Source organism: Dyadobacter sp. CY345, assembly GCF_021502725.1.
Classification (GTDB): domain Bacteria; phylum Bacteroidota; class Bacteroidia; order Cytophagales; family Spirosomataceae; genus Dyadobacter.
The window spans coordinates 519,224-539,915 of the sequence record NZ_JAKFFS010000005.1 but is presented as its reverse complement, the minus strand read 5'-3'; the positions used below and the strand labels follow the sequence as shown (position 1 = coordinate 539,915).

General features: G+C 41.1%; 15 protein-coding genes. 9 read left to right on the top strand and 6 right to left on the bottom strand.

Going from position 1 to position 20,692, the window contains the following annotated elements; all coding sequences use genetic code 11:
• Positions 1–23: 23 nt before the first annotated feature.
• A complete protein-coding gene (locus L0657_RS22825; RefSeq protein WP_235153082.1) occupies positions 24–3,113 on the top strand; it encodes a type I restriction endonuclease subunit R in 3,090 nt (1,029 codons plus the stop codon).
• Positions 3,114–3,138: 25 nt separating this feature from the next.
• Positions 3,139–4,047, top strand: a complete 909-nt coding sequence (locus L0657_RS22820; protein WP_235153081.1) for a DUF5655 domain-containing protein — start codon at positions 3,139–3,141, stop codon at positions 4,045–4,047.
• Between the two features lie 123 nt (positions 4,048–4,170).
• Here the strand turns inward: L0657_RS22820 and L0657_RS22815 are convergent, their stop codons facing one another.
• Complete coding sequence (locus tag L0657_RS22815; RefSeq protein ID WP_235153080.1) at positions 4,171–4,623, bottom strand: lipocalin family protein; 453 nt, start codon at positions 4,621–4,623, stop codon at positions 4,171–4,173.
• Between the two features lie 246 nt (positions 4,624–4,869).
• Here L0657_RS22815 and L0657_RS22810 point away from each other — a divergent pair, with 246 nt between their 5' ends.
• Complete coding sequence (locus L0657_RS22810; RefSeq protein ID WP_235153079.1) at positions 4,870–5,733, top strand: SGNH/GDSL hydrolase family protein; 864 nt, start codon at positions 4,870–4,872, stop codon at positions 5,731–5,733.
• A gap of 76 nt (positions 5,734–5,809) precedes the next feature.
• On the opposite strand, the gene L0657_RS22805 is transcribed toward L0657_RS22810, so the two are convergent.
• The gene (locus L0657_RS22805) at positions 5,810–6,664 is read right to left on the bottom strand and encodes a hypothetical protein (RefSeq protein WP_235153078.1); all 855 of its coding nucleotides are present in this window, start codon (positions 6,662–6,664) and stop codon (positions 5,810–5,812) included.
• Positions 6,665–7,153: 489 nt separating this feature from the next.
• Here L0657_RS22805 and katG point away from each other — a divergent pair, with 489 nt between their 5' ends.
• Entirely contained in the window at positions 7,154–9,427 is a 2,274-nt protein-coding gene (katG, locus tag L0657_RS22800) for a catalase/peroxidase HPI (protein ID WP_255718238.1), read from the top strand.
• A gap of 63 nt (positions 9,428–9,490) precedes the next feature.
• Here the strand turns inward: katG and L0657_RS22795 are convergent, their stop codons facing one another.
• The 3 genes from L0657_RS22795 to L0657_RS22785 all read right to left on the bottom strand — a co-directional run bounded on the left by L0657_RS22795 (position 9,491) and on the right by L0657_RS22785 (position 12,212).
• Positions 9,491–10,819 (bottom strand): glycoside hydrolase family 28 protein, encoded by a 1,329-nt coding sequence (locus L0657_RS22795; protein ID WP_235153077.1) that lies wholly within the window; start codon positions 10,817–10,819, stop codon positions 9,491–9,493.
• A 538-nt stretch (positions 10,820–11,357) separates the two neighbouring features.
• On the bottom strand, positions 11,358–11,831 hold the full coding sequence (locus L0657_RS22790) for an Hsp20/alpha crystallin family protein (RefSeq protein WP_235153076.1): 474 nt from the start codon (positions 11,829–11,831) through the stop codon (positions 11,358–11,360).
• A 78-nt stretch (positions 11,832–11,909) separates the two neighbouring features.
• The gene (locus tag L0657_RS22785; RefSeq protein WP_235153075.1) at positions 11,910–12,212 is read right to left on the bottom strand and encodes a hypothetical protein; all 303 of its coding nucleotides are present in this window, start codon (positions 12,210–12,212) and stop codon (positions 11,910–11,912) included.
• A 256-nt stretch (positions 12,213–12,468) separates the two neighbouring features.
• On the opposite strand from L0657_RS22785, the gene L0657_RS22780 reads away from it, so the two are divergent.
• Together L0657_RS22780 and L0657_RS22775 are read left to right on the top strand one after the other, a co-directional pair.
• Positions 12,469–12,693: a hypothetical protein gene (locus tag L0657_RS22780; RefSeq protein ID WP_235153074.1), complete on the top strand. Its 225-nt coding sequence runs from the start codon at positions 12,469–12,471 to the stop codon at positions 12,691–12,693.
• 515 nt (positions 12,694–13,208) lie between these two features.
• The gene (locus tag L0657_RS22775; RefSeq protein ID WP_235153073.1) at positions 13,209–16,046 is read left to right on the top strand and encodes a pitrilysin family protein; all 2,838 of its coding nucleotides are present in this window, start codon (positions 13,209–13,211) and stop codon (positions 16,044–16,046) included.
• A 72-nt stretch (positions 16,047–16,118) separates the two neighbouring features.
• Here the strand turns inward: L0657_RS22775 and L0657_RS22770 are convergent, their stop codons facing one another.
• Complete coding sequence (locus L0657_RS22770) at positions 16,119–17,294, bottom strand: acyltransferase (protein WP_235153072.1); 1,176 nt, start codon at positions 17,292–17,294, stop codon at positions 16,119–16,121.
• A gap of 406 nt (positions 17,295–17,700) precedes the next feature.
• Between L0657_RS22770 and L0657_RS22765 the strand changes: the two genes are divergently transcribed.
• The 3 genes from L0657_RS22765 (at position 17,701) to L0657_RS22755 (ending at position 20,683) form a co-directional block, all read left to right on the top strand.
• Positions 17,701–18,408 (top strand): hypothetical protein, encoded by a 708-nt coding sequence (locus L0657_RS22765; protein WP_235153071.1) that lies wholly within the window; start codon positions 17,701–17,703, stop codon positions 18,406–18,408.
• Positions 18,374–19,837, top strand: a complete 1,464-nt coding sequence (locus L0657_RS22760; RefSeq protein ID WP_235153070.1) for a hypothetical protein — start codon at positions 18,374–18,376, stop codon at positions 19,835–19,837. Before L0657_RS22765 ends, L0657_RS22760 begins: the two co-directional genes overlap by 35 nt.
• A gap of 87 nt (positions 19,838–19,924) precedes the next feature.
• A complete protein-coding gene (locus tag L0657_RS22755) occupies positions 19,925–20,683 on the top strand; it encodes an oxygenase MpaB family protein (protein ID WP_235153069.1) in 759 nt (252 codons plus the stop codon).
• Positions 20,684–20,692 lie beyond the last annotated feature (9 nt).

The following is a 20,692-nucleotide window of genomic DNA, read 5'->3' as shown; positions in this document are numbered from 1 at the left end:
ACCCACAATTAGCAATCACACTAATGCCAAGCTCAACGAACGAAGCCGCCCTCGAAGCAACCATTGAAAAGAAATTGACAGGCACAACCCTGGAAGAATATATAAAACCAACTTCACCCGTTCCGTCCTTTGAAGAGCGCGAGCCATTGTACAGAAGCGGACAAGGTTATTATCTGGGACTGGCCCGTGATTTCAATGCGCGTTATGCGGTGGACGAAGTTCGGCTTTGGGATTTTCTGGAAACCACCCAGAAAGATGAGCTGGCCAAATTGCAGAAACAAAGCGACTGGAAACTGAAAATACTGGAACGCCTCGACCGGATGCTGAAGAAGAACGGAATCATCCGGATTTTACGAAAAGGTCTGGATGTTGAAGATGCGCATTTTACATTTTTATATGTGCTGCCGCTTGCCAGCAGCAGCGAGGCGATTAAGCAGAATTTTGAAAGCAACCAGTTTAGCGTAACGCGTCAGGTACGTTACTCCCTCACCAAACCGGGCGAGGAAATTGATATGGTGCTATTTGTGAATGGTTTGCCCTTTGCCACCATGGAACTTAAAAACCAGTGGACCGGACAAAATGCTAAGTTTCATGGGCAAAATCAATATAAAAATGATCGGGACATAAACCAGCCCTTACTAAATTTTGGCCGTTGCATCGTGCATTTCGCGGTGGATACAGACGAGGCCTATATGACCACAAAACTGGATGGAAAAAACACTTTTTTTCTTCCTTTCAACCTTGGAAATGATTTTGGAAAAGGAAATCCCGTAAATCATTTCGGGCATAAGACGGCGTATCTCTGGAACGAAGTGCTGACCCGGCAAAGTGTAGCCAATATCATGCAGCATTTTGTCAGGTTTGATGGAAAAGATACCGATCCACTGGCGAAAAAGCGTCTGTATTTTCCACGGTATCATCAGATGGATGTGGTCAGGAAACTAATCACCGATACCAGTAAATACGGCGTTGGGAAAAGTTATCTGATACAACATTCAGCAGGGTCGGGCAAGTCCAATTCTATTACGTGGGCAGCCTATCAGCTTATCGAAACTTATCCTGAAAATGATCAGGTACCGGGCAGCAAAGGTGTAGAAAACCCGCTATTTGATTCGGTGATCGTGGTGACCGACAGAAGGTTACTCGACAAACAGCTGCGGGAAAATATCCGTGAGTTTTCCGAGGTGAAAAATATCGTTGCGCCAGCCTATTCGTCCAAAGAACTGAAAGAAAGTCTGGAAAGCGGGAAACGGATAATCATTACGACCATTCAAAAATTTCCATTCATTGTAGACGGAATTGCCGATCTGAGCGATAAGCGTTTCGCTGTGATCATTGACGAAGCACATGGAAGCCAAAGCGGAACCGCGGCTGACAATATGAACAGAGCGCTGGGAAGTGCGTCAAACGAGGAAGAAGATCCGGATCCGCAGGATAAAATTATTGAAATTATGCAGTCAAGGAAAATGCGGGGAAATGCGTCTTACTTTGCCTTTACAGCAACACCGAAAAACAGCACGCTCGAAAAGTTTGGCGTTCCGACAGAAAGCGGCGGTTTCCGGCCTTTCCATTTGTATTCTATGAAACAGGCGATTGAGGAAGGTTTTATTCTGGATGTCCTGGCCAATTATACCACTTACCGAAGTTATTACGAAATCGAAAAGTCCATAGAGGACAACCCACTTTTTGATACGGCAAAAGCACAGAAAAAACTCAAAGGTTATGTGGAGCAGCACCGGCAGACCATTGGCACCAAGGCTGAAATTATGCTTGATCATTTTATTTCAAAGGTGGTCAATACCAAAAAACTGAAAGGAAAAGCCAAGGCGATGGTGGTGACGCAAAGTATTGAGTCGGCTGTCAGATATTATTTTGCGCTCAAACAATTGTTGAACGACAGAGGCAATCCGTTCAGTATTGCCATTGCGTTTTCAGGAAAGAAGGAAGTTGACGGAATTGAATATACAGAGGAAGTAATCAATAATTTTCCATCGGCACTTGATTCGGCAAAGCCCAGTGATCCCGGATATATCAGCGACAAAATTGCGCGGTATTTCAACATGGATGAGTATCGCGTGCTGGTGGTTGCCAACAAGTATCTGACCGGTTTCGATCAGCCGAAACTTTCAGCCATGTATGTCGATAAAAAGTTGCAGGGAGTTTTGGCTGTTCAGGCACTGAGCCGGCTAAACCGCTCTGCTGACCAGCTGGGTAAGAAAACCGAAGATTTATTTGTACTTGATTTTTTCAATTCGACTGACGAAATCAAGGCTGCTTTTGATCCATTTTACACTTCCACAACGCTCAATTCTGCCACGGACGTAAACGTATTGCACGATATTAAAAATACGCTGGACGAAACCGGCGTATATGAGTGGGCGGAGGTTGAAGATTTTATTGATAAGTATTTCAAAGGTGTCGATGCACAGGAACTCAGTGTTATTATTGACATCGCCGCGCAACGATTTAATACTGATCTGGAACTGGATGATAATGGGAAGGCAGAGATTAAGATACTGGCCAAACAGTTTGTTAAAATATACGGACAAATGGCATCCATACTTCCTTATGAGATTGTTAACTGGGAAAAACTGTTCTGGTTTTTGAAATTTTTGATTTCGAAACTTATTATCAAAACGGGGGATGAAAAGCTTTATGACGAACTTCTGGACTCGGTTGATCTTTCAACATACGGATTGGAACGTGTGAAGCTGAATGCATCGATAAGCCTGGATGCTTCGGAAACGGAATTGGAACCACAAAATCCAAATCCACGGGGAGCGCATGGTTCTGATGCGACGGAAGATCCGTTGGAGCTTATTGTCAACAGTTTTAATGAACGTTGGTTTCAGGGCTGGGAAGCCACGCCGGAGGAGCAGCGCGTGAAATTCGTAAGTCTGGCAAAATCCATTCAGTTCCACCCGGATTATGAGGAAAAGTTTTTAAACAATCCGGATGTTCAAAACCGGGAGTTAGCTTTCAGAAGAATTTTTGAAGAAGTAATGGGCAAGCAACGCCGGAATGAGCTTGACCTTTACCGGGCGATATCGAAGGATGATGCCACGAAGATGGCTTTTATTGATTCATTAAAACGGGTGTTGGGGGCGGTGTGAGTTCATTTTTATTAAATACTAGTCAATGCAGATATTTACAAACAACAAACAATCCCTGTCCACTTTAAAAGAAATCCCCTTCAAACTGGAACGGGAAATTCAAAATCTCTTTGAACAGAATTTGGAATTGCTCAGCAGTTTGAAACTTGTCAAATCGGAGTTTTCGATACAGAACCGCCGTATCGATACCCTGGCTTTTGATAAGGAGAGCAATGCCTTTGTGATTATAGAATACAAACGCAGCCAGAATTATAGCGTTGTTGATCAGGGTGTTTCGTATCTGAATCTGATGCTGGAATATCGGGCAGATTTTATCGTGGAGTATAATGAAGTGCATGGTGAAAATCTTAAACGTACCGATGTAGACTGGTCGCAGAGCCGGATTATGTTTGTGTCTCCATCGTTTACGGATTTTCAAAAACAGTCGACTAACTTCAAAGATCTTGGAATAGAGCTTTGGGAAATCAAGCAATTGGAAAATCAGATTGTTATTGTTAACCAGATCGGTAAGTCGAAATCTGCACCGAGTATCAGGCAAGTACAACGGAATGATGGGTCTGAGATTGATAAAGTGGTCAGGGAGATTAAGGTTTATACGGAGGATGATCATTTACATGGTAAGAATGATGATATTCGGGAGCTGTATGAAACATTCAAAAACGCTATTCTGAATTTGTCGCCCGATATGGATGTCGATCCAAAGAAATTGTACATCGCATTTAAAAAGCAGAAGAATATTGTTGATGTCGAGATCCAGCAGAAGGTCCTTAAACTCTGGATTAATGTAAAAAAGGGTCAGCTAAAAGATGAAAAGAGATTGGCCAAGGACGTTTCTCTGTCTGGTCATTGGGGCAATGGTGATTATGGAATCATAGTTACGGACACAACAAACCTTGAATATATTATGAGTCTGGTGAAACAGGCTTTGGTTTAATTGGGAAAACGTAGTAGTGCAATATTCAATCAAGGTAGTTTAGGCAGATATTTCGGAGAAAATCAATTGAAAAAAGTTGAGCTGGCAGAGCTTGAAACCAGGACTGACAGCTCATATTTGTTACTAGCGCCTCACATAAATTTCGACTATCTCCTGATTAATATTTAAACTATCAATTTTTTCAATTCCTGTCTGGATCAATGTATCATTACTTAAACGGAGTTTGAAACTGAAATCCCTATTTTCCCAGCCACGGTAATTGCAGTATTCCAAATGTTCTGAATAATCCTGTCCGTTCAATTTATAAGTTCCACTGCCAGCGTCAAATACGGCGGAGTCTCCTTTGGCGCCATTGGTGTCGTGCTTGAAAAATGCGAACGTATCTTCGTTGAAAATTTTGATCATTTCCTGATTTTGAATAGGGAACGTAAGGGTTGTATCCTTGCCCATGATAACTTTACTAGACACCAGTTTCCATGTGCCCAGAATAGGAGATGAATCTTTCTCTGTCGCATTTTTTTGCTCGCAGCTAAAACCAGCAATTAGTATAATTGCGGAAAGTAATTTTATTTTCATTGAATTAGTGTTTACAGGTGATATAAAATTCTGCCGTCCGTTCACACTTTGATAAGTTTTGGACTGTTTTATTTTAATGAGAATATCTGTAATAATAAGGATTTGATTTTACTCCAACCAAATAATGTTCGTCAACAATTTTGTAAAAATTAAATCGGGATAAGTATTTCCTACATTAAACTGTATTTGTTTATTCAAACAGATTTTCCGAATAAGTCTGCCAAATCTCAATTTTAAAACAATGATATGACTAAACACAAGATGATCAATCGTCGACATTTCATAAACAATACACTTCTCCTTGGATTTTTAATATGCATATCCGTAGCGTCTGTTTCCAGAAAGATTACCTGGGTTGCCATTGGCGATTCCATTACTTATCTCAATGACCACCAGGACGAAACTGGCAACAGGATTACGAAAGGTTATATGACCTTAATCACGGAAAAATTTAAAAATATCGAGTACGTTAATCAAGGTCACAATGGCTGGACTTCCATTAATATAGCTGATAAGATTGAATCAATCGGGCTAGAGAGGGCGGATGTTTACACAATATTTCTTGGGACTAACGACTGGTGGCAGGGGAAAACGCTGGGCAATATTTCTGACTATACCGATAATACTGGCTCAAGCACAGTTTACGGTGCATTCCGGATTATCAGTGACAAACTTAAAAATCTTAACAATAAGGCTGAAATCATCCTGATAACTCCCATGCAACGTGGTGATTTTGTTTATATCAATAATGCAAAAAACAATGCTTACGGATCATACAGAACTAAAAAAGAGCAGGAGCTTGAAAATTTCGCAAATGCTGTGGTTGAAATCGGGAAACTTGAAGATTATCCGGTCGTGGATTTATATCACGAAAGTGGCATCACACCGGAAAATATGGTAAACTTCAAGCGGTTGAAAGATCCTCAAACCGGCAAGTATGAAAATTATACCTATCCCGGTTATACGGCAGTTCCATACAATCCCGAAACCGACGAATATCCATATCCTCCCGAAGCGATCAATATGACTTATGATGGTTTACATCCATCGGACAAAGGTTATGAAATAATTGCCAACATGCTGATTGAGAAATGGAAAGGATTGAAGTGAGAAAGTAAGCTATTTGGCCATAAAAAATCCCTGGCCGCAAATTTGCAGTCAGGGATTTTTTTACGGTGATAATATTTTAATAGTATTGAAGGTCCAGCACAATCGGACTGTCAGTTTCCTCTCCGCCATCAACATTGATAAATCCCCTAGTTATGGTTATTTTTTTCGGATAGCCATTTGCCTGATAATCATAAACATAAGTTGATTTTACACCTCTGTTGTCTTTATTATAAACAATCTCCTGCAATGGATTATTCGGACTAACTGCGTAATTCGTAAAGTTTCCTTCCCAGTCAATGCCCAAATCGAAGAATGGATTGGGCTTCGTGTCATAAGTAAATTCTACTTTGTTTGTTTTTGCCGACTGCGATTTTACAACTCTGTAAGTTTGCGCAACATTGTTCTCACCATTCCTCACATACGTAACAACATAGCCATCACCGTTAGAAGGGCTCGCAACTTCCTCTACAATAAATCCTCCCTTATTAAACTTGAAAGTTTTGTTTACTGTTGACGAAGTCAGAAAATCCTGCTCAGCTACCTCACGGATTGAATCCGTTTTGGCTGGCGCATATTGCATAGTAATTCTTGGATCTTGTTTTTCAGAAACAAATTCTGTTTCAGGAGTAATTTGCGCAACTAAAACTTCCGCCTTTTGAGGGGCGCCGCCATTTCTTGTGAAGATACCAGTCTGGAAAAATCGCGGTTTTGAAAATGCAACGTACTTTTTATAGCCGCTCAGATACCCATTCGAATAAGAATATTCGATAAGCAGCTTTCCGTTAAACGTTACGCTTTTCAGTTTAACTCCAACTGTGTCTGTACCAAACGGTGCCTGGTGCTCAATAGCAACAACCGGATCAGGTTCGTTCGCATTCGAATTGCATGAGATGGCCGCCAGCAATACTGCTAAATAGAAAAAATTTTTCATGCCTGGTTTTGTTTTTGATTATCCTTGTAAAAATTATTCTTAATAAACTTATTTTGGAAAATGCATTAAGTGTAAGTTTCTTTAAAGTTAAATTTTAAATAGGAAGGTCAATCACTGAAACTGGCGCATCATCTGGAATAAACGCAAAAGTTAGATGCAATTAGCTAAAATAATTCTACTTGTCATAATTATTTGTTCTACATTTTGAAACACCGCCTTAAATGAAGGCTCCGGCGTATTTATAAAATGAGACTTTGATCAATATTTTGTTTTTTACGTGAAAGCTTTTAACCTTAAAACGTAAGTCCTGAACTTGCTAACGCACTGCTGTTATGCGAATTAGGTAACCAAAATCATTTTTGAATAGATTTTACCTATTTCGTTATAAAATTAATCGATTGTTATTATTTTTCTGAATATTATAACTTTAAAGATCTGCACACGATTTTATGTGTAGTCAAGTGTTTGTTTAATCATGAACTAAATAAAATGGAAAACGGATCAAACGATATCGGCAAATGCCCGTTTCACAATGGCACAATGCAGCACAGTGTTGGCGGCGGCGGCACAAGGAACCGTGATTGGTGGCCTAACCAGTTGAAGCTTAATATTCTGCGTCAACATTCTTCTTTGTCCAATCCAATGGCGGACGATTTTAACTATGCCGAGGCTTTTAAAAGTCTGGACCTGGAAGCGGTAAAACAAGATCTTCATGCCCTGATGACCGACTCTCAGGATTGGTGGCCGGCAGATTTTGGTCATTATGGTCCTTTGTTTATTCGTATGGCATGGCATAGTGCCGGGACTTACCGCGTAGGCGATGGCCGCGGCGGTGCGGGTTCGGGGCAGCAGCGTTTTGCGCCACTGAACAGCTGGCCGGATAATGTCAGTCTTGACAAAGCGCGCAGGTTACTTTGGCCGATCAAGCAAAAATATGGTAAAAAAATTTCCTGGGCGGATTTATTGATTCTTACGGGTAACGTAGCCTTGGAGTCAATGGGCTTCAAAACTTTTGGTTTTGCAGGTGGTCGCGCTGACGTATGGGAGCCGGACGAAGATGTTTACTGGGGATCGGAAACTACATGGTTAGGAAACGATAAGCGTTACGCAGATGGTTCGCCGGGAGTTGCTGACGAAGGTGTTCTGGTTTCGGATGAAAATCCTGGGCGTAACATCCATACACGAAACCTCGAAAATCCGCTTGGAGCAGCGCACATGGGGCTTATCTATGTAAACCCTGAAGGGCCGGACGGGAATCCTGACCCGATAGCATCGGCAAGAGATATTCGTGAGACATTCGGCCGGATGGCGATGAATGATGAGGAAACTGTGGCATTGATCGCTGGTGGACATACATTCGGAAAAACACACGGAGCTGCGCCTTCTGATCACGTAGGTGCAGAACCGGAAGGTGCTGACGTCGACTCACAGGGATTTGGCTGGAGCAATAGTTATGGTTCAGGCAAAGGCGCGGATACAATTACCAGTGGATTAGAGGTAATATGGACTACGACGCCAACGCAATGGAGCAACAACTTCTTTGAGAACCTTTTTGCTTTTGAATGGGAGTTAACCAAAAGTCCAGGAGGAGCACACCAGTGGGTTGCCAAAGATGCGGGGGACATTATTCCTGATGCTTATGATAGCTCCAAAAAGCATGCTCCAACTATGCTTACGACGGATCTTGCTTTGAAATTTGATCCGGCTTATGAAAAAATATCACGTCGCTTTTTAGAAAATCCTGACGAATTCGCTGATGTTTTTGCGAGAGCATGGTTCAAACTTACCCACCGTGATATGGGGCCTCGTGACCGATATTTAGGTCCGGATGTTCCGTCTGAGGAATTAATCTGGCAGGACCCGATCCCGGCAGTTGATCATACCCTGATCGACGAAAATGATACGGCCGGATTAAAATCTAAAATTTTAAGTTCAGGACTGTCGGTTTCAGAACTGGTATCTACTGCCTGGGCTTCGGCTTCTACCTTCCGCGGTTCCGACAAGCGTGGAGGAGCTAACGGTGCACGTGTGAGACTTTCTCCTCAGAAAGACTGGAAAGTGAATAATCCCGTTCAATTGAAAAAAGTACTTGGGGTTTTGGAAGGACTGCAAAGCGATTTTAACAATACACAAGTATCTGGAAAGAAAGTTTCTCTGGCTGACATAATCGTTCTGGCCGGCGTTGCGGGTATTGAAAAAGCGGCGCAGGATGCCGGTCATTCAGTTAATGTTCCTTTTACACCGGGGCGCATGGATGCGTCGCAAGCGCAAACGGATGTTGAATCGGTTGGGTATCTCGAACCTGCTGCTGACGGCTTCCGTAACTACAAGAAAGCAAGATTCTCTGTTTCGACCGAAGAATTGCTTATCGACAAAGCACAACTTCTTACGTTGACGGCACCTGAACTGACGGTTTTGGTTGGAGGAATGCGTGTTTTGGGAGCGAACTTTGACGGATCTAAAAACGGTGTGTTCACGAGTCGTGAAGGCCAACTTACCAACGACTTTTTTGTCAATCTGCTTGATATGAGCACAGCATGGAAATCGATGTCGGAAGACAAAGAGGTTTATTTGGGAACTGACCGTGCCACTGGTCAGCCGAAATGGACTGCTAGCCGTGCAGATCTTGTATTTGGTTCAAATGCAGAATTAAGGGCAATTGCAGAAGTTTACGGAAGTGCTGATGCGCAGGAGAAATTTGTAAATGATTTCGTTAAAGCCTGGGATAAGGTGATGAATCTTGACAGGTTCGATCTCAAATAAATTTTGTTTGAATAGAAAAATACCCTCTTGCCTTTAATTGGTAAGGGGGGATTTATTTTTGTATCATTGAAAGATTTTACCGTTGACTTTTACATTTGTCATTGTAAAATTCTTCACTACCGTTTTGTCATACGACGCATTTTTTGCGGTAATATCGAGCTTGTCAAATCGGAAATTGGAGAGTTTGTCGTATTCTCCGGGACTCACATCAAAAAAGACTTCGCATTTCAGTTTAATATTTTTTAAACTGATATGGTCGCAATAAGATAATGGAACATCTTTCCTGCCTTTAAGATCAAAAAATTGCTTCCATGGTTTTACGTAAATTAAACTATGCGCCTGGCCGTCAATATTTTCAACACTAATAAATTCGTATTTTTGCGGAGTGTCCGGTCTCATTTTTAGCCAAAGAACACGCATTGCATTGGTAATGTGGCAGTCGCGCATTACGATATTTTTGTTGTGAATGGCTTCGCTGCCGCAGGTAAGGGCCGCATGGCAAAAGCCAAACTCACAGTCTTCGATAATGATATTTGAATTGCCTCCGTTGCCAGGTTCCTTATCTGCATAAGGCCCTTTTCCTCCTTTTAGCGCAATCGCATCGTCGTTGACCGCCAGATAACAACCTTTAATCAGCACATTATTGCAAACATCCAGATCGATTGCGTCCGTGCTTGGTGCCTTTATTGGTTCGTGTGGGGCTGTTATGCGTACGTTCAGGATTTTAACATTGTTGCACTGATAGTAATGGCTTGTCCAGAAGCCTGAATTTTGAAGCGTAACATCCTGCACTTGCACGTCGTTACTTTTCCAGATAAATACCAGTCGCGGCCGGGAAACTTCAAGGTTTGTACAATTAGGATTTTCTTTCCTCCTTTGCCAAAATGCCTTCCAATAATTCAGCCCGTTGCCATCTATCGTGCCTTGGCCTGATATTGTAAAACCATTGACGCCATACGCATTCACCAGTGCAGGGAAATAATCCAGACTTTGCCCTTCCATCCGGGATGGCATAATCGGATAATCCGCGATTTTGTCAGAGCCTTTTAGCACTGCACCTTTTGAAATGAAAAGGTGTGTTTTAGGTTTGAAAAACAGTGCTCCGCTTAGGAACGTACCTTTTGGAAAAACAATCACACCGCCACCTTGCTGCTCAGCAATATCAATAATTTTTTGCAGAACAGCTGTTTGCACGACAGTACTATCCATGATCGCGCCGTGCTCAGTGATGATGAATTGCCTGCCAAGATCGTTAATATTAATTTTTGAACTGTCCGAAAACCAGTTTGGTATTTTAGTCCCATCAGGAAAATGGGTCGATTTTTCCATTTGTGCAACCGAAGAAAACGAAACAATTATAAAGCTCAAAAACAGTAAAATTGATTTAATCATCACAGATAATTGTAGTTTGATAGCAACTCAAAATTGCAATTATTTTTTGATTTAATACAGTAAACTGATTGACTGAATGACTAGTGAATAATTAAAGTTGGATACGCAATCTTTCTTTGTTACCGAGCTTCCTGCGCAAATTTTGTGTTCAAATAATAGAGTCCTTGATTAGAATTTTCAGTCTGTTTAAGATATCTCAAAGATTGTTAAATGAAATAATTAATACTTTTCATTATATTGTTTTGGTATTTAAACTGTTAAGATCATGCTGAACAAAATTATGAAGTGGTTTTTATTCGTGGTATTTTCCCCTTTTTATATTTCTACAACGTGGTGGGAAACTTTAAAAGGTGACGCTCAAAAGTTGAAGTAATGGGTTGAAAAAATGACTTTGGTTGTGTTAGATGACTTGCAAGTAAAACAAAAGCAAAGTCAATTCCGGTCAATATATAACCAAATCCAACTTTGCTTTTTGACAAAAACTCAACGATCAATTATGTATACTGATCTGAGGATGCCGTTTTCTAACGCTGTTAAATTAACTTACAGGCACTTCTTGGGCTGGAATATTCGTTGCCAGATTTTTTGGCAAGGTTACAATCAACACTCCATCACGATATGTCGCGCTAATGCTCTCTGTCAAAACTTTACCATTTAACTGAAACGAGCGTTCGAAACTGCCGAATTGGTACTCCTGATGGCTGAAATTAATTCCATCATTTTCCTGCGTTTTTGGAGCTGAATAAGATATAGTCAGGATATCCTCAGTTGCTGAAATCTTGAAATTGCTTTTATTTAGTCCCGCAGCGTACAGCGAAATAATAAAAGAGGAATCATTTTCCTGAATGTTGGCGGCTTTACGATTTGAGAATTGCCCGCCAAAAATTTTATCAAAGCGACCCTTGCGAGCAAAATGCTCAGCGAATTTGCTTTTTAAACCGTTACCACACCCGTGGCCGTTATATCTGAAACCTTGTTCGTTTTGTGAATCTGTTCTTGCTTGATTATACATGACTTTTGAGTTTAATCTGAATGAAAAATTTAAAATTTAAGTAACCTTAGCCGTCCTGCTGGCCCGGCGATTTTACAATTAGTTGATAGGTATAATAGTTGATGAATTTGAAAACTTTGTCGATACAAAAATTGGTTGGCTGGCCATGCCATAATGGTTGCCAATTGGTGTGATACCGCCATTGTAATTTTGAAATTCATGCGGTACGGACATGTTCTGTCTGTCGTCGAAAAGAAGGCGTTTCACCAGCATTACCGCGCCTGCCACGAACAGCATCCCTACTAACAATTTGAATAAAGTGGTAACAATAAGAGCCGCAAGGCCTACGATTACAGTTGCACCGATAAGTCGGGGAAATATAAAACGAGCTTTATTTTTCATGATTTGTTTTGATTAATTTTAAAATGATTGATTTACTTCAACTGATTTTTAAGGTAGACGCGCCAGGATAATTTTTACTTTATGAACCGCTAAATATTTTTTAAAAGGCCAAAAAAGTAGTGAAAGTAACGTTAACAGAATTGCAACAAGTGCCTCTAATTCTGGTCAGTTAAAAAGAATTGATGTTGGTAGAATACTTTAAGTTAGAATCGATGGCATGCTTTTAGCATAGCTACTATAAATAAATGTCAGCACTATGAACGCAAAAAATAGTAAATCAAAAGAATCACTTTCTCCGGGGGCAGTTGTTGCAGGAATCGTACTTGCCGCCGCATATGGCTTCGCAGCCTCAGTGTTATTGACGCCTATGTCAGGAAAGCAGACAAGGTTTCGATTAAAACATTTTTTGGACAGACGACCCGGGCGCAGGTATAATGGGGATTTGTTCAAACAAGATCATGACTTGGTCACCGTCGAATAATTTTAAACTTCATCATCAAGCAAACGTGTTGCCGGATTTATGTCTGGCAACATTTTTTTTGATCAATGATTAAATACAATTTTAAATATTGTGCATAATTCTCTCAAATCAAGCATGAATGGTGAGGTCTTTCGGATACGTTAACCGCCGTTCATTTTCATTTAGTGATCAACGGTAGTCTTTAATTGAACAGATTTTGCCTTAAATTTTTGAAGCGTCAGGCTAATTATTTTAAATTTCTTCTATATCAACAAATTGTTCCAACGTAATGGATTCCATTTTTCGTTTTGCCCAAATGACGGTTTTAAAACGAAAACGTTTGTGCGGTGGTCAGTCAGTCAAGGAATTTACGCTCAGTAGCGTGTAAAATCGAAAGTATTTAAGAACTTACGTTTCGAAAGTGGGTTTACCCAAAATAGCCAATCAATTTCCGAATATGCCTGATTTGAGAAAATCAGAGTGTATCAGAATATTGGGAAAAATAAAATGTTCCAAGTTTAAAACACAGTTTGAAAATGAAAAAACTGATCATTGCGGTAGGCGCTTTGCTTTACTTGCAGGTGCCTGTGACGGTAAACGGACAGGCCAAATTAATTGAAAAGGTCGTTAGAAAAGGCTCGGAAACCATTATTCCTTATGAGCGTTATGTTTTGCCGAACGGACTCACGTTGCTGATCCACGAAGATCACAGTGATCCTCTGGCGCACGTGGATGTTACGTATCATGTAGGTTCTGCTCGTGAAGAGATTGGGAAATCCGGATTTGCCCACTTTTTTGAACACATGATGTTTCAGGGCTCGGACCATGTGGAAGATGAACAGCATTTTAAACTGATTACTGAGGCCGGCGGAACGCTGAACGGGAGTACCAACCGCGACCGGACGAATTATTTTGAAACAATCCCGGCAAATCAGGTTGAAAAAATGTTATGGCTTGAAGCTGACAGGATGGGTTTTCTTCTTGATGCCGTAACGCAGAAAAAATTCGAAGTGCAGCGCGCAACGGTTAAAAATGAGCGCGGTCAGAATTATGATAACCGCCCATACGGACTGGCTGGGGAAATGATCTCCAAAAATTTATATCCCTATGGAAACCCGTACAGCTGGCTTACGATCGGATATATCGAGGATCTGAACCGTGTTGCGGCGGTCGATTTGAAGAACTTTTTTCTTAGATGGTATGGGCCGAACAATGCGGTTGTAACCGTCGGTGGCGATGTAAATCCAAAACAGGTGCTTGCCTGGGCCGAGAAATATTTTGGCCCTATACCGAAAGGTCCTGCTGTTAAACCAGTCGTGCTTCCTGCTCCGGTTCTTGAAAAAGACCGCTATGTGTCGTACACAGACAATTATGCAAAATTGCCGATGTATTATATGGTCTATCCAACTACGCCAACTTACAGTAAAGATGAGCCTGCACTGGACTGTCTTGCTGAAATATTAGGGCAGGGCAACAATTCGCTTTTGTATAAAAACCTGATCAAGGCTAACAAGGCGGTCAATATGTCTGTGAATAACAGTACCACTGAATTATCCGGAGAATTTGGTTTCCGTGTCATTCCTTATCCCGGACAAAAACTTTCAGATATTGAAAAAACGATTAGGGAAACTTTGGTTGAATTTGAGAAACGTGGTGTGAGCGATCAGGATATTTCCAAGTTTAAGAGCCAAAGCGAAGCAAATGTTATTTATGGTCTTGAAAGCGTTTCAGGCAAAGTTTCGCAGCTTGCCAGTTTTTATACTTTCACAGGAAATCCAAATTACATCGGCAAGTTTTTGCAAGACTATGCCTCTGTTACTAAGGAAGATGTGATGCGTGTTTATAACCAATATATCAAGGGTAAACATGCTGTGGTTTTGAGTATTCTTACCAAAGGAAATGAAGATAACAAGGCGGCAGAAGACAATTATACCATTTCTCAGGTAGGTTATAAAGCTCCTGATTATGGATATGCCGGGCTAAAATACAACAAAGCAAAAGATAAATTTGACCGCAGCAAAATTCCTGCGCCGGCAAGTGCGGTTGTTGTAAAAGCACCCGAACTATGGAAAGGCAAGATGGGCGATATCAAGATAATTGGTACCACAGCGAATGAAGTGCCAGCGGTTTATTTGTCGTTAAGTTTTAAGGGAGGAGCATTTCTGGACAGTGCATCCAAATCAGGCACGGCGAATTTGTTCGCTGCCATGATGGGCGAGGATACTAAAAATTATACGTCGGAAGCATTCTCCGTAGCGCTTGATGAGCTTGGAAGCAGCATCGATATTTATGCAGCTGATGACGCGATAAAAGTTCAGGTACGTTCGCTGACAAAAAATATTGATAAAACGATCGCGCTTTTACAGGAACGTTTACTGCGTCCGGCGTTCAATGATCAGGATTTTACGAGAAATCAAAAGCGTTTTTCTGAAAGTATCAAAAATGCGTTGAACCAACCTGCAACTGTGGCAAATCTGGTTTACAATTCTTTGCTTCAAGGTGAAGGAAATCCGCTCGGACGTTCTACTTCGGGATCTCAGGCAACGATTAATAATATCAAACTTGCTGATGTTGATTATTACTATAAAAATAAATTCTCACGAAAAGACGCGGAGATTGTGGTCGTTGGCGATGTTACTGAAAAAGATATTTTATCAAAACTTGCTTTCCTAAGTGAGATGCCGGATAATGAAATCACATTTCCGACATTCCCTGCCGCACCGAAAGTTGAAAAGACAAAAGTGTTTTTCGTAGATGTTCCAAATGCTGCGCAAACCGAATTTCGTGTAGGGAAAGTTACAGATATGAAGTACGATGCCCTTGGTGATTATTACAAATCCAATGTGATGAATTATCCCTTAGGTGCCGCATTTAACAGTCGTCTGAATTTATATCTTCGTGAAGATAAAGGTTGGACTTATGGTGCCCGTTCTTATTTCGCCGGAGACAAATACACTGGAACCTATACTTTTACCTCCGGAATAAAAGCGGAAGCTACGGATAGCGCATTGGTAGACGTGTTAAGAATCATCACGGACTTCGAAACCAATGGGATGACTCCTGAAGAATTGGCATTCACACAGAGTTCAATTACGCAAAGTGAGGCAAGGAAATATGAGACAGGTTTTCAGAAAACAGGATTTCTTAGCAACATCCAGACTTATGATCTGCCTCAGGATTATACCGAAAAACAGAACCAGATTCTAAAAACATTGGGTGCATCGGATCTCAACAAACTGGCATCCGGGAATCTCCCGAATGAGAAAGCGCTGGTAATTGTTTTGGTAGGAGATAAGACGAAATTATTGGATAAAATAACGGCCAAAGGGTTTGAAGTCGTTGAACTTGACCGCGAAGGAAAACCGGTTAAATAGTTATTCTTATGCGTTGAAAACCGGTCTTTCTGTAAACATTTACAGAGAGACCGTTTTTTTTTAACTTTTCCGTCAAAGATATTTTCCAATGAACCTTAATTTTTTCAGAAAATAAGTTGCTATCCAGCTTAGGATAACGGATACTGAAAACGTAATCACAAACTTTAAAATGACGGGAAGTTCCAGATTAAGTAAAAGGTACTGCGTCCACAATACGAATATGTAATGCAAAAGGTAAATTCCATATGCGTTTGCAGAAAGAGAATTCCACCATGTGTTGGTGGCGTTTAAAAATTGTCTGAAAAATGTCAAAAATGCGACACAGCTTAGTACGCAAGAAAGTATCCAGATGGAGCGATAAAGTAGGAAAACTGGTAAAAGCGGAATCTGTTTTGTTTCAACTAAATGTTTCAAAGGCGTTTCGCTTAGTTTCAGAAAGGCGTATGTGATGACACAACCGATAACCCAAACCGGCCATTTCTTCAAAAATGCGGAGTCGATTGAGAAAATTCCCTCGTTCAAGTTCACGCTCCCGATAATCAAACCAAATGAGAAATAGCCGAAATATAATAACACTCTGCTCACCTGGAAATCAAACGGTCCGATGCCTGTCCAGGTACCGGGGCCTGCCCAGAGCAGGAGGGGGATATACAAAAACCATGAGATCAGGTAAAGGTTAAGAATAATTTTGAACGGTCTTGATTTGAGTAAGGAAAGTATGATCCCTGATTTTTGAACATTCGTTTTGAGCAGGGGAAATGAAAGTGCGATGATGAGATTAAAGAAAAATAAAACCCAGATAAACCACGGCGGCCCGACCGGCCAACCTTCTGTCGTGAAATAATCAACGATGTAAAGCTTAACGTCGTTTTTACCATAAGCCAATAAATAGGCGGGATAATATGCCAGCAACATTAACACAGAAACGCCTGTAAGAAACGGTATGAACAATCGGAAAAAGCGATCGCGGATGAAATTTTTCACGCCTTTTCCCAAACCGTTCATGACAAAAATACCACTTATCAGGAACATCAGTGACATAAAAAAAATATCGTTGAAATCTTCAAAAATATCCATTCCGATCCATCTTATTTTATCTACGATGGGATGTGTAGATGCGTTGTAAGCTTGTTTATCGAAAAACGCAAAAGTCGTATATGCTAGCGACGAATGGTGAGCGACAACCAGCAACGTGATGAATCCTCGGAGGTTATCGACCCAGGGAAATCGATTTGTATTTATTTTCATAAAAGGTAAAACGGTACTCAGATCAGATGTCAAAATGATAATAAAAGTTGCATCGTTTCTAAAAGATCGTTGTCAAGTTAATTCAATGAAAAGCACAAATGTTCAATTTTGCAGGTTGCCAGCCTATCGAAATTGATCAGTATTGTTCCAGTGTCGTTTAATCCGGAAATATCAGATCTGGAAATTTTAAAAAAATGATAACGTTCCCGACACCGGTTGCATAGAAAAATTTACATTAATCATTGGTAATACCCTAAAACCTATCTTTATTACGGCCTAAACTGATAATTCCGGATATGGTACTACCGGAATCGTCTTGGCGGATTTTGTCTTACTATACCTGTTAAACGTAGAGCGTTTGGGGTAAATCCAGATCAACTAAGGTCTCTTTAATCAAAAAGTATTAATGAATAATTTTTTAAGAGGAGTGTTTTTCATTCTGGCTTTCCTTCAAATAACACCCGTCTTTTCGCAAATTGATCGAAAATCGGTTGTCGCCAGGCACAATGTAATTTTAAAATCCGTCGATACACTTTCCTCGCTAACCGTTGGTAATGGCAAGTTTGCGTATACAGTCGACGTCACGGGACTTCAATCTTTTCCTGAATACTACGCCAAGGGAGTTCCGTTGGGTACGCAGTCTGAATGGGGATGGCACAGTTTCCCAAATCCCGAAAATTTGAAATTCAGCGAGACTCTGAAACCGTATGATTTTAATGGAAAAGCGGATCGGCTGTATTCGGTACAAATCAATGAGCCTGCAAGAAATAAAAATGCCGTCAGTTATTTCAGAGAAAATCCGGCGCGTTTGCAGCTTGGAAACGTCGGTTTGGAGCTTTTGAAGAAGGATGGCAGTATTGCTAAACCTCAGGATCTGGAAGATATTTATCAGGAACTGAATCCTTGGACCGGTGAGATTATTAGTAACTTTTCTTTGGAAGGTAATGCCGTAAAAGTAATAACGATCGCAGATGCGGAAAAAGATATCATTTCAGTGAAAATTACGTCCGACTTATTAAAACAAAAAAGGATAAAAGTCAGATTCAGATTTCCGTACCCGTCCAACCAGTTTACAGACGTTGGGACAAATTATAAAAAACAATTCGGCACATGAAACCACATTAAGTCAGTCTGGTAATGGTGCTGTTTTTAGCAGGAAGCTGGACAAAGACCGCTACTATGTCGAGGGCAACTGGACGGATAAAGGTATATTAACCAAAACCGCCGAGCACGATTTTACACTTTTACCAGCACCAAAAGATAATTTTCAGCTTACTGTTTCCTTCTCACCAGAAAAGATTTCAGGAAGCTTGCCAGGGTTTACAGAAGTTGAAAAAAGCAGTATCACGGGTTGGAATAAGTTCTGGCTTTCAGGAGCAGCAATAGACCTTGCAGGAAGTACCGACAGCCGGGCTAATGAGCTGGAAAGGCGGATTGTTCTTTCTCAATACCTCACACGGGTCCAGTGTGCCGGAAATTTTCCGCCTCAGGAAACAGGGTTGACCTATAACAGCTGGTATGGAAAACCGCATTTGGAAATGTACTGGTGGCACGCGGCGCACTATGCGCTTTGGGGAAGAACTGAATTGCTGGAAAAAAGTCTGAAATGGTATTTCGATGTGTACAATGGAGCAAAGGAAATTGCAGAAAGACAAGGTTATAAAGGAGTGCGGTGGCAAAAAATGACGGATCATCAGGGCGTGGAATCACCATCTTCGGTCGGTTCATTTTTAATTTGGCAGCAACCGCATGTCATCTACCTGGCTGAGCTGATATATCGGAACAATCCTTCGAAAGCAGTTTTAGAAAAATATCAGAAACTGATCTTCGGAAGCGCAGATTTTATGGCTTCATTTGCTCATTTGGATGCCGAAAGCCAGAAGTATAACCTCGGAAAGGGTATTATTCCGGCGCAGGAATGTTACAATCCGCTTGAAACATTTAACTCACCCTATGAGCTGGCTTACTGGAAATGGGCTTTGCAAGTTGCTCAAAAGTGGAGAGTGCGCTCCGGCTTAAAACCTGATCAGGACTGGCAGAATGTTATTGATAAACTGGCTCCGCTCGCGCAAAAGAATGGCGTTTATAAAGCCGCTGAAAGTGTCGAAGATTCTTACTCGCCATTAAGCAAATACACAATCGACCATCCTGCGGTATTGGCTGCGCTGAGTACCTTGCCGGCCAATGGTGTTGTTGATTCTTTGGTTATGCAGCACACTTATGACACCATTGAAAAAGTCTGGCACTGGGAACGTACCTGGGGTTGGGATTTTCCCATGATCGCCATGACGGCCACGCGTTTAAACAAACCGGAAAATGCGATTGATGCTCTTTTTAAGAATATCAAGACGAATACGTACTTACCCAACGGACATAATTTTCAGGACAAACGCCTGACGATTTACCTTCCCGGAAACGGAGGACTTCTGGCTGCTATCGCATTAATGTGTGCAGGTTCTGACGATATTAAAACTAAAAATCCTGGTTTTCCCAAAGATGGAAAATGGAAAGTAAAGTGGGAAGGTTTAAAACCACAGCCATAATAATCTCCCGATTTTATGTGGGAAGTTTGCGGAATCCTTTTTTCGTTAAACCCGTTTAGGAGACATGATATGGCTAATCAGTTTCAAATGAAGTATTTCGTAGAAGAAGGTTCAATAGTCAGGGAAATTTGGGGTAAGGCAGATTCCATACTTTTCATCTTTGCGGGAGCCTCAGCCGAATTTGCATTAAATAAAGCGGTTGATTGGCTTTATTTTACCGGCCGCCTGCCGGCTGATCCTTTGGGAAGACTTTTCTCAACGGTTTCTTATGCAAGGCAAATTGTGTTTTCCGAGTATGATGCCGCACTGAATTCAATTGACAAAATTGCTGCTATCCACCATGGGGTTGAACAAAGTCGTGGCGCGCAAATCCCTGACTGGGCTTATCGGGACGTTCTTTTTATGCTTATTGATTACTCCATACGGTCATTTGAGGTACTGGAAAGAAAACTGACTGTCGCTGAAAAAGATGATGTGTTCAAGGTATTTCTCGCCGTTGGAGAGCGTATGAAAATCAGAGATTTACCTTCGACTTTTGAAGCTTGGGAAATTATGCGAAAACAGCATTTACAAGATAATCTGTTGCAAAGCGATTTCACTGTGGATTTGTATAAACAATACAGGAAACATTTAGGGCCAATCCGGTATCCGATGTTGAGGCAGGTTCAGATTATGGTGGTGCCGGACAGAGTCAATCAACTATTGTCGCTCGGGAAAATTGAATTTCTAAAACCGGTACTATGGCTTTATAAGGGCTGTCGTTTTTTTGGGTTTGAAAAATTTATTCGGAACGCTATATTACCCACGGATTACAAAAATCAGGTTATTGAACTGGATTTGGTATGAAATTGCACG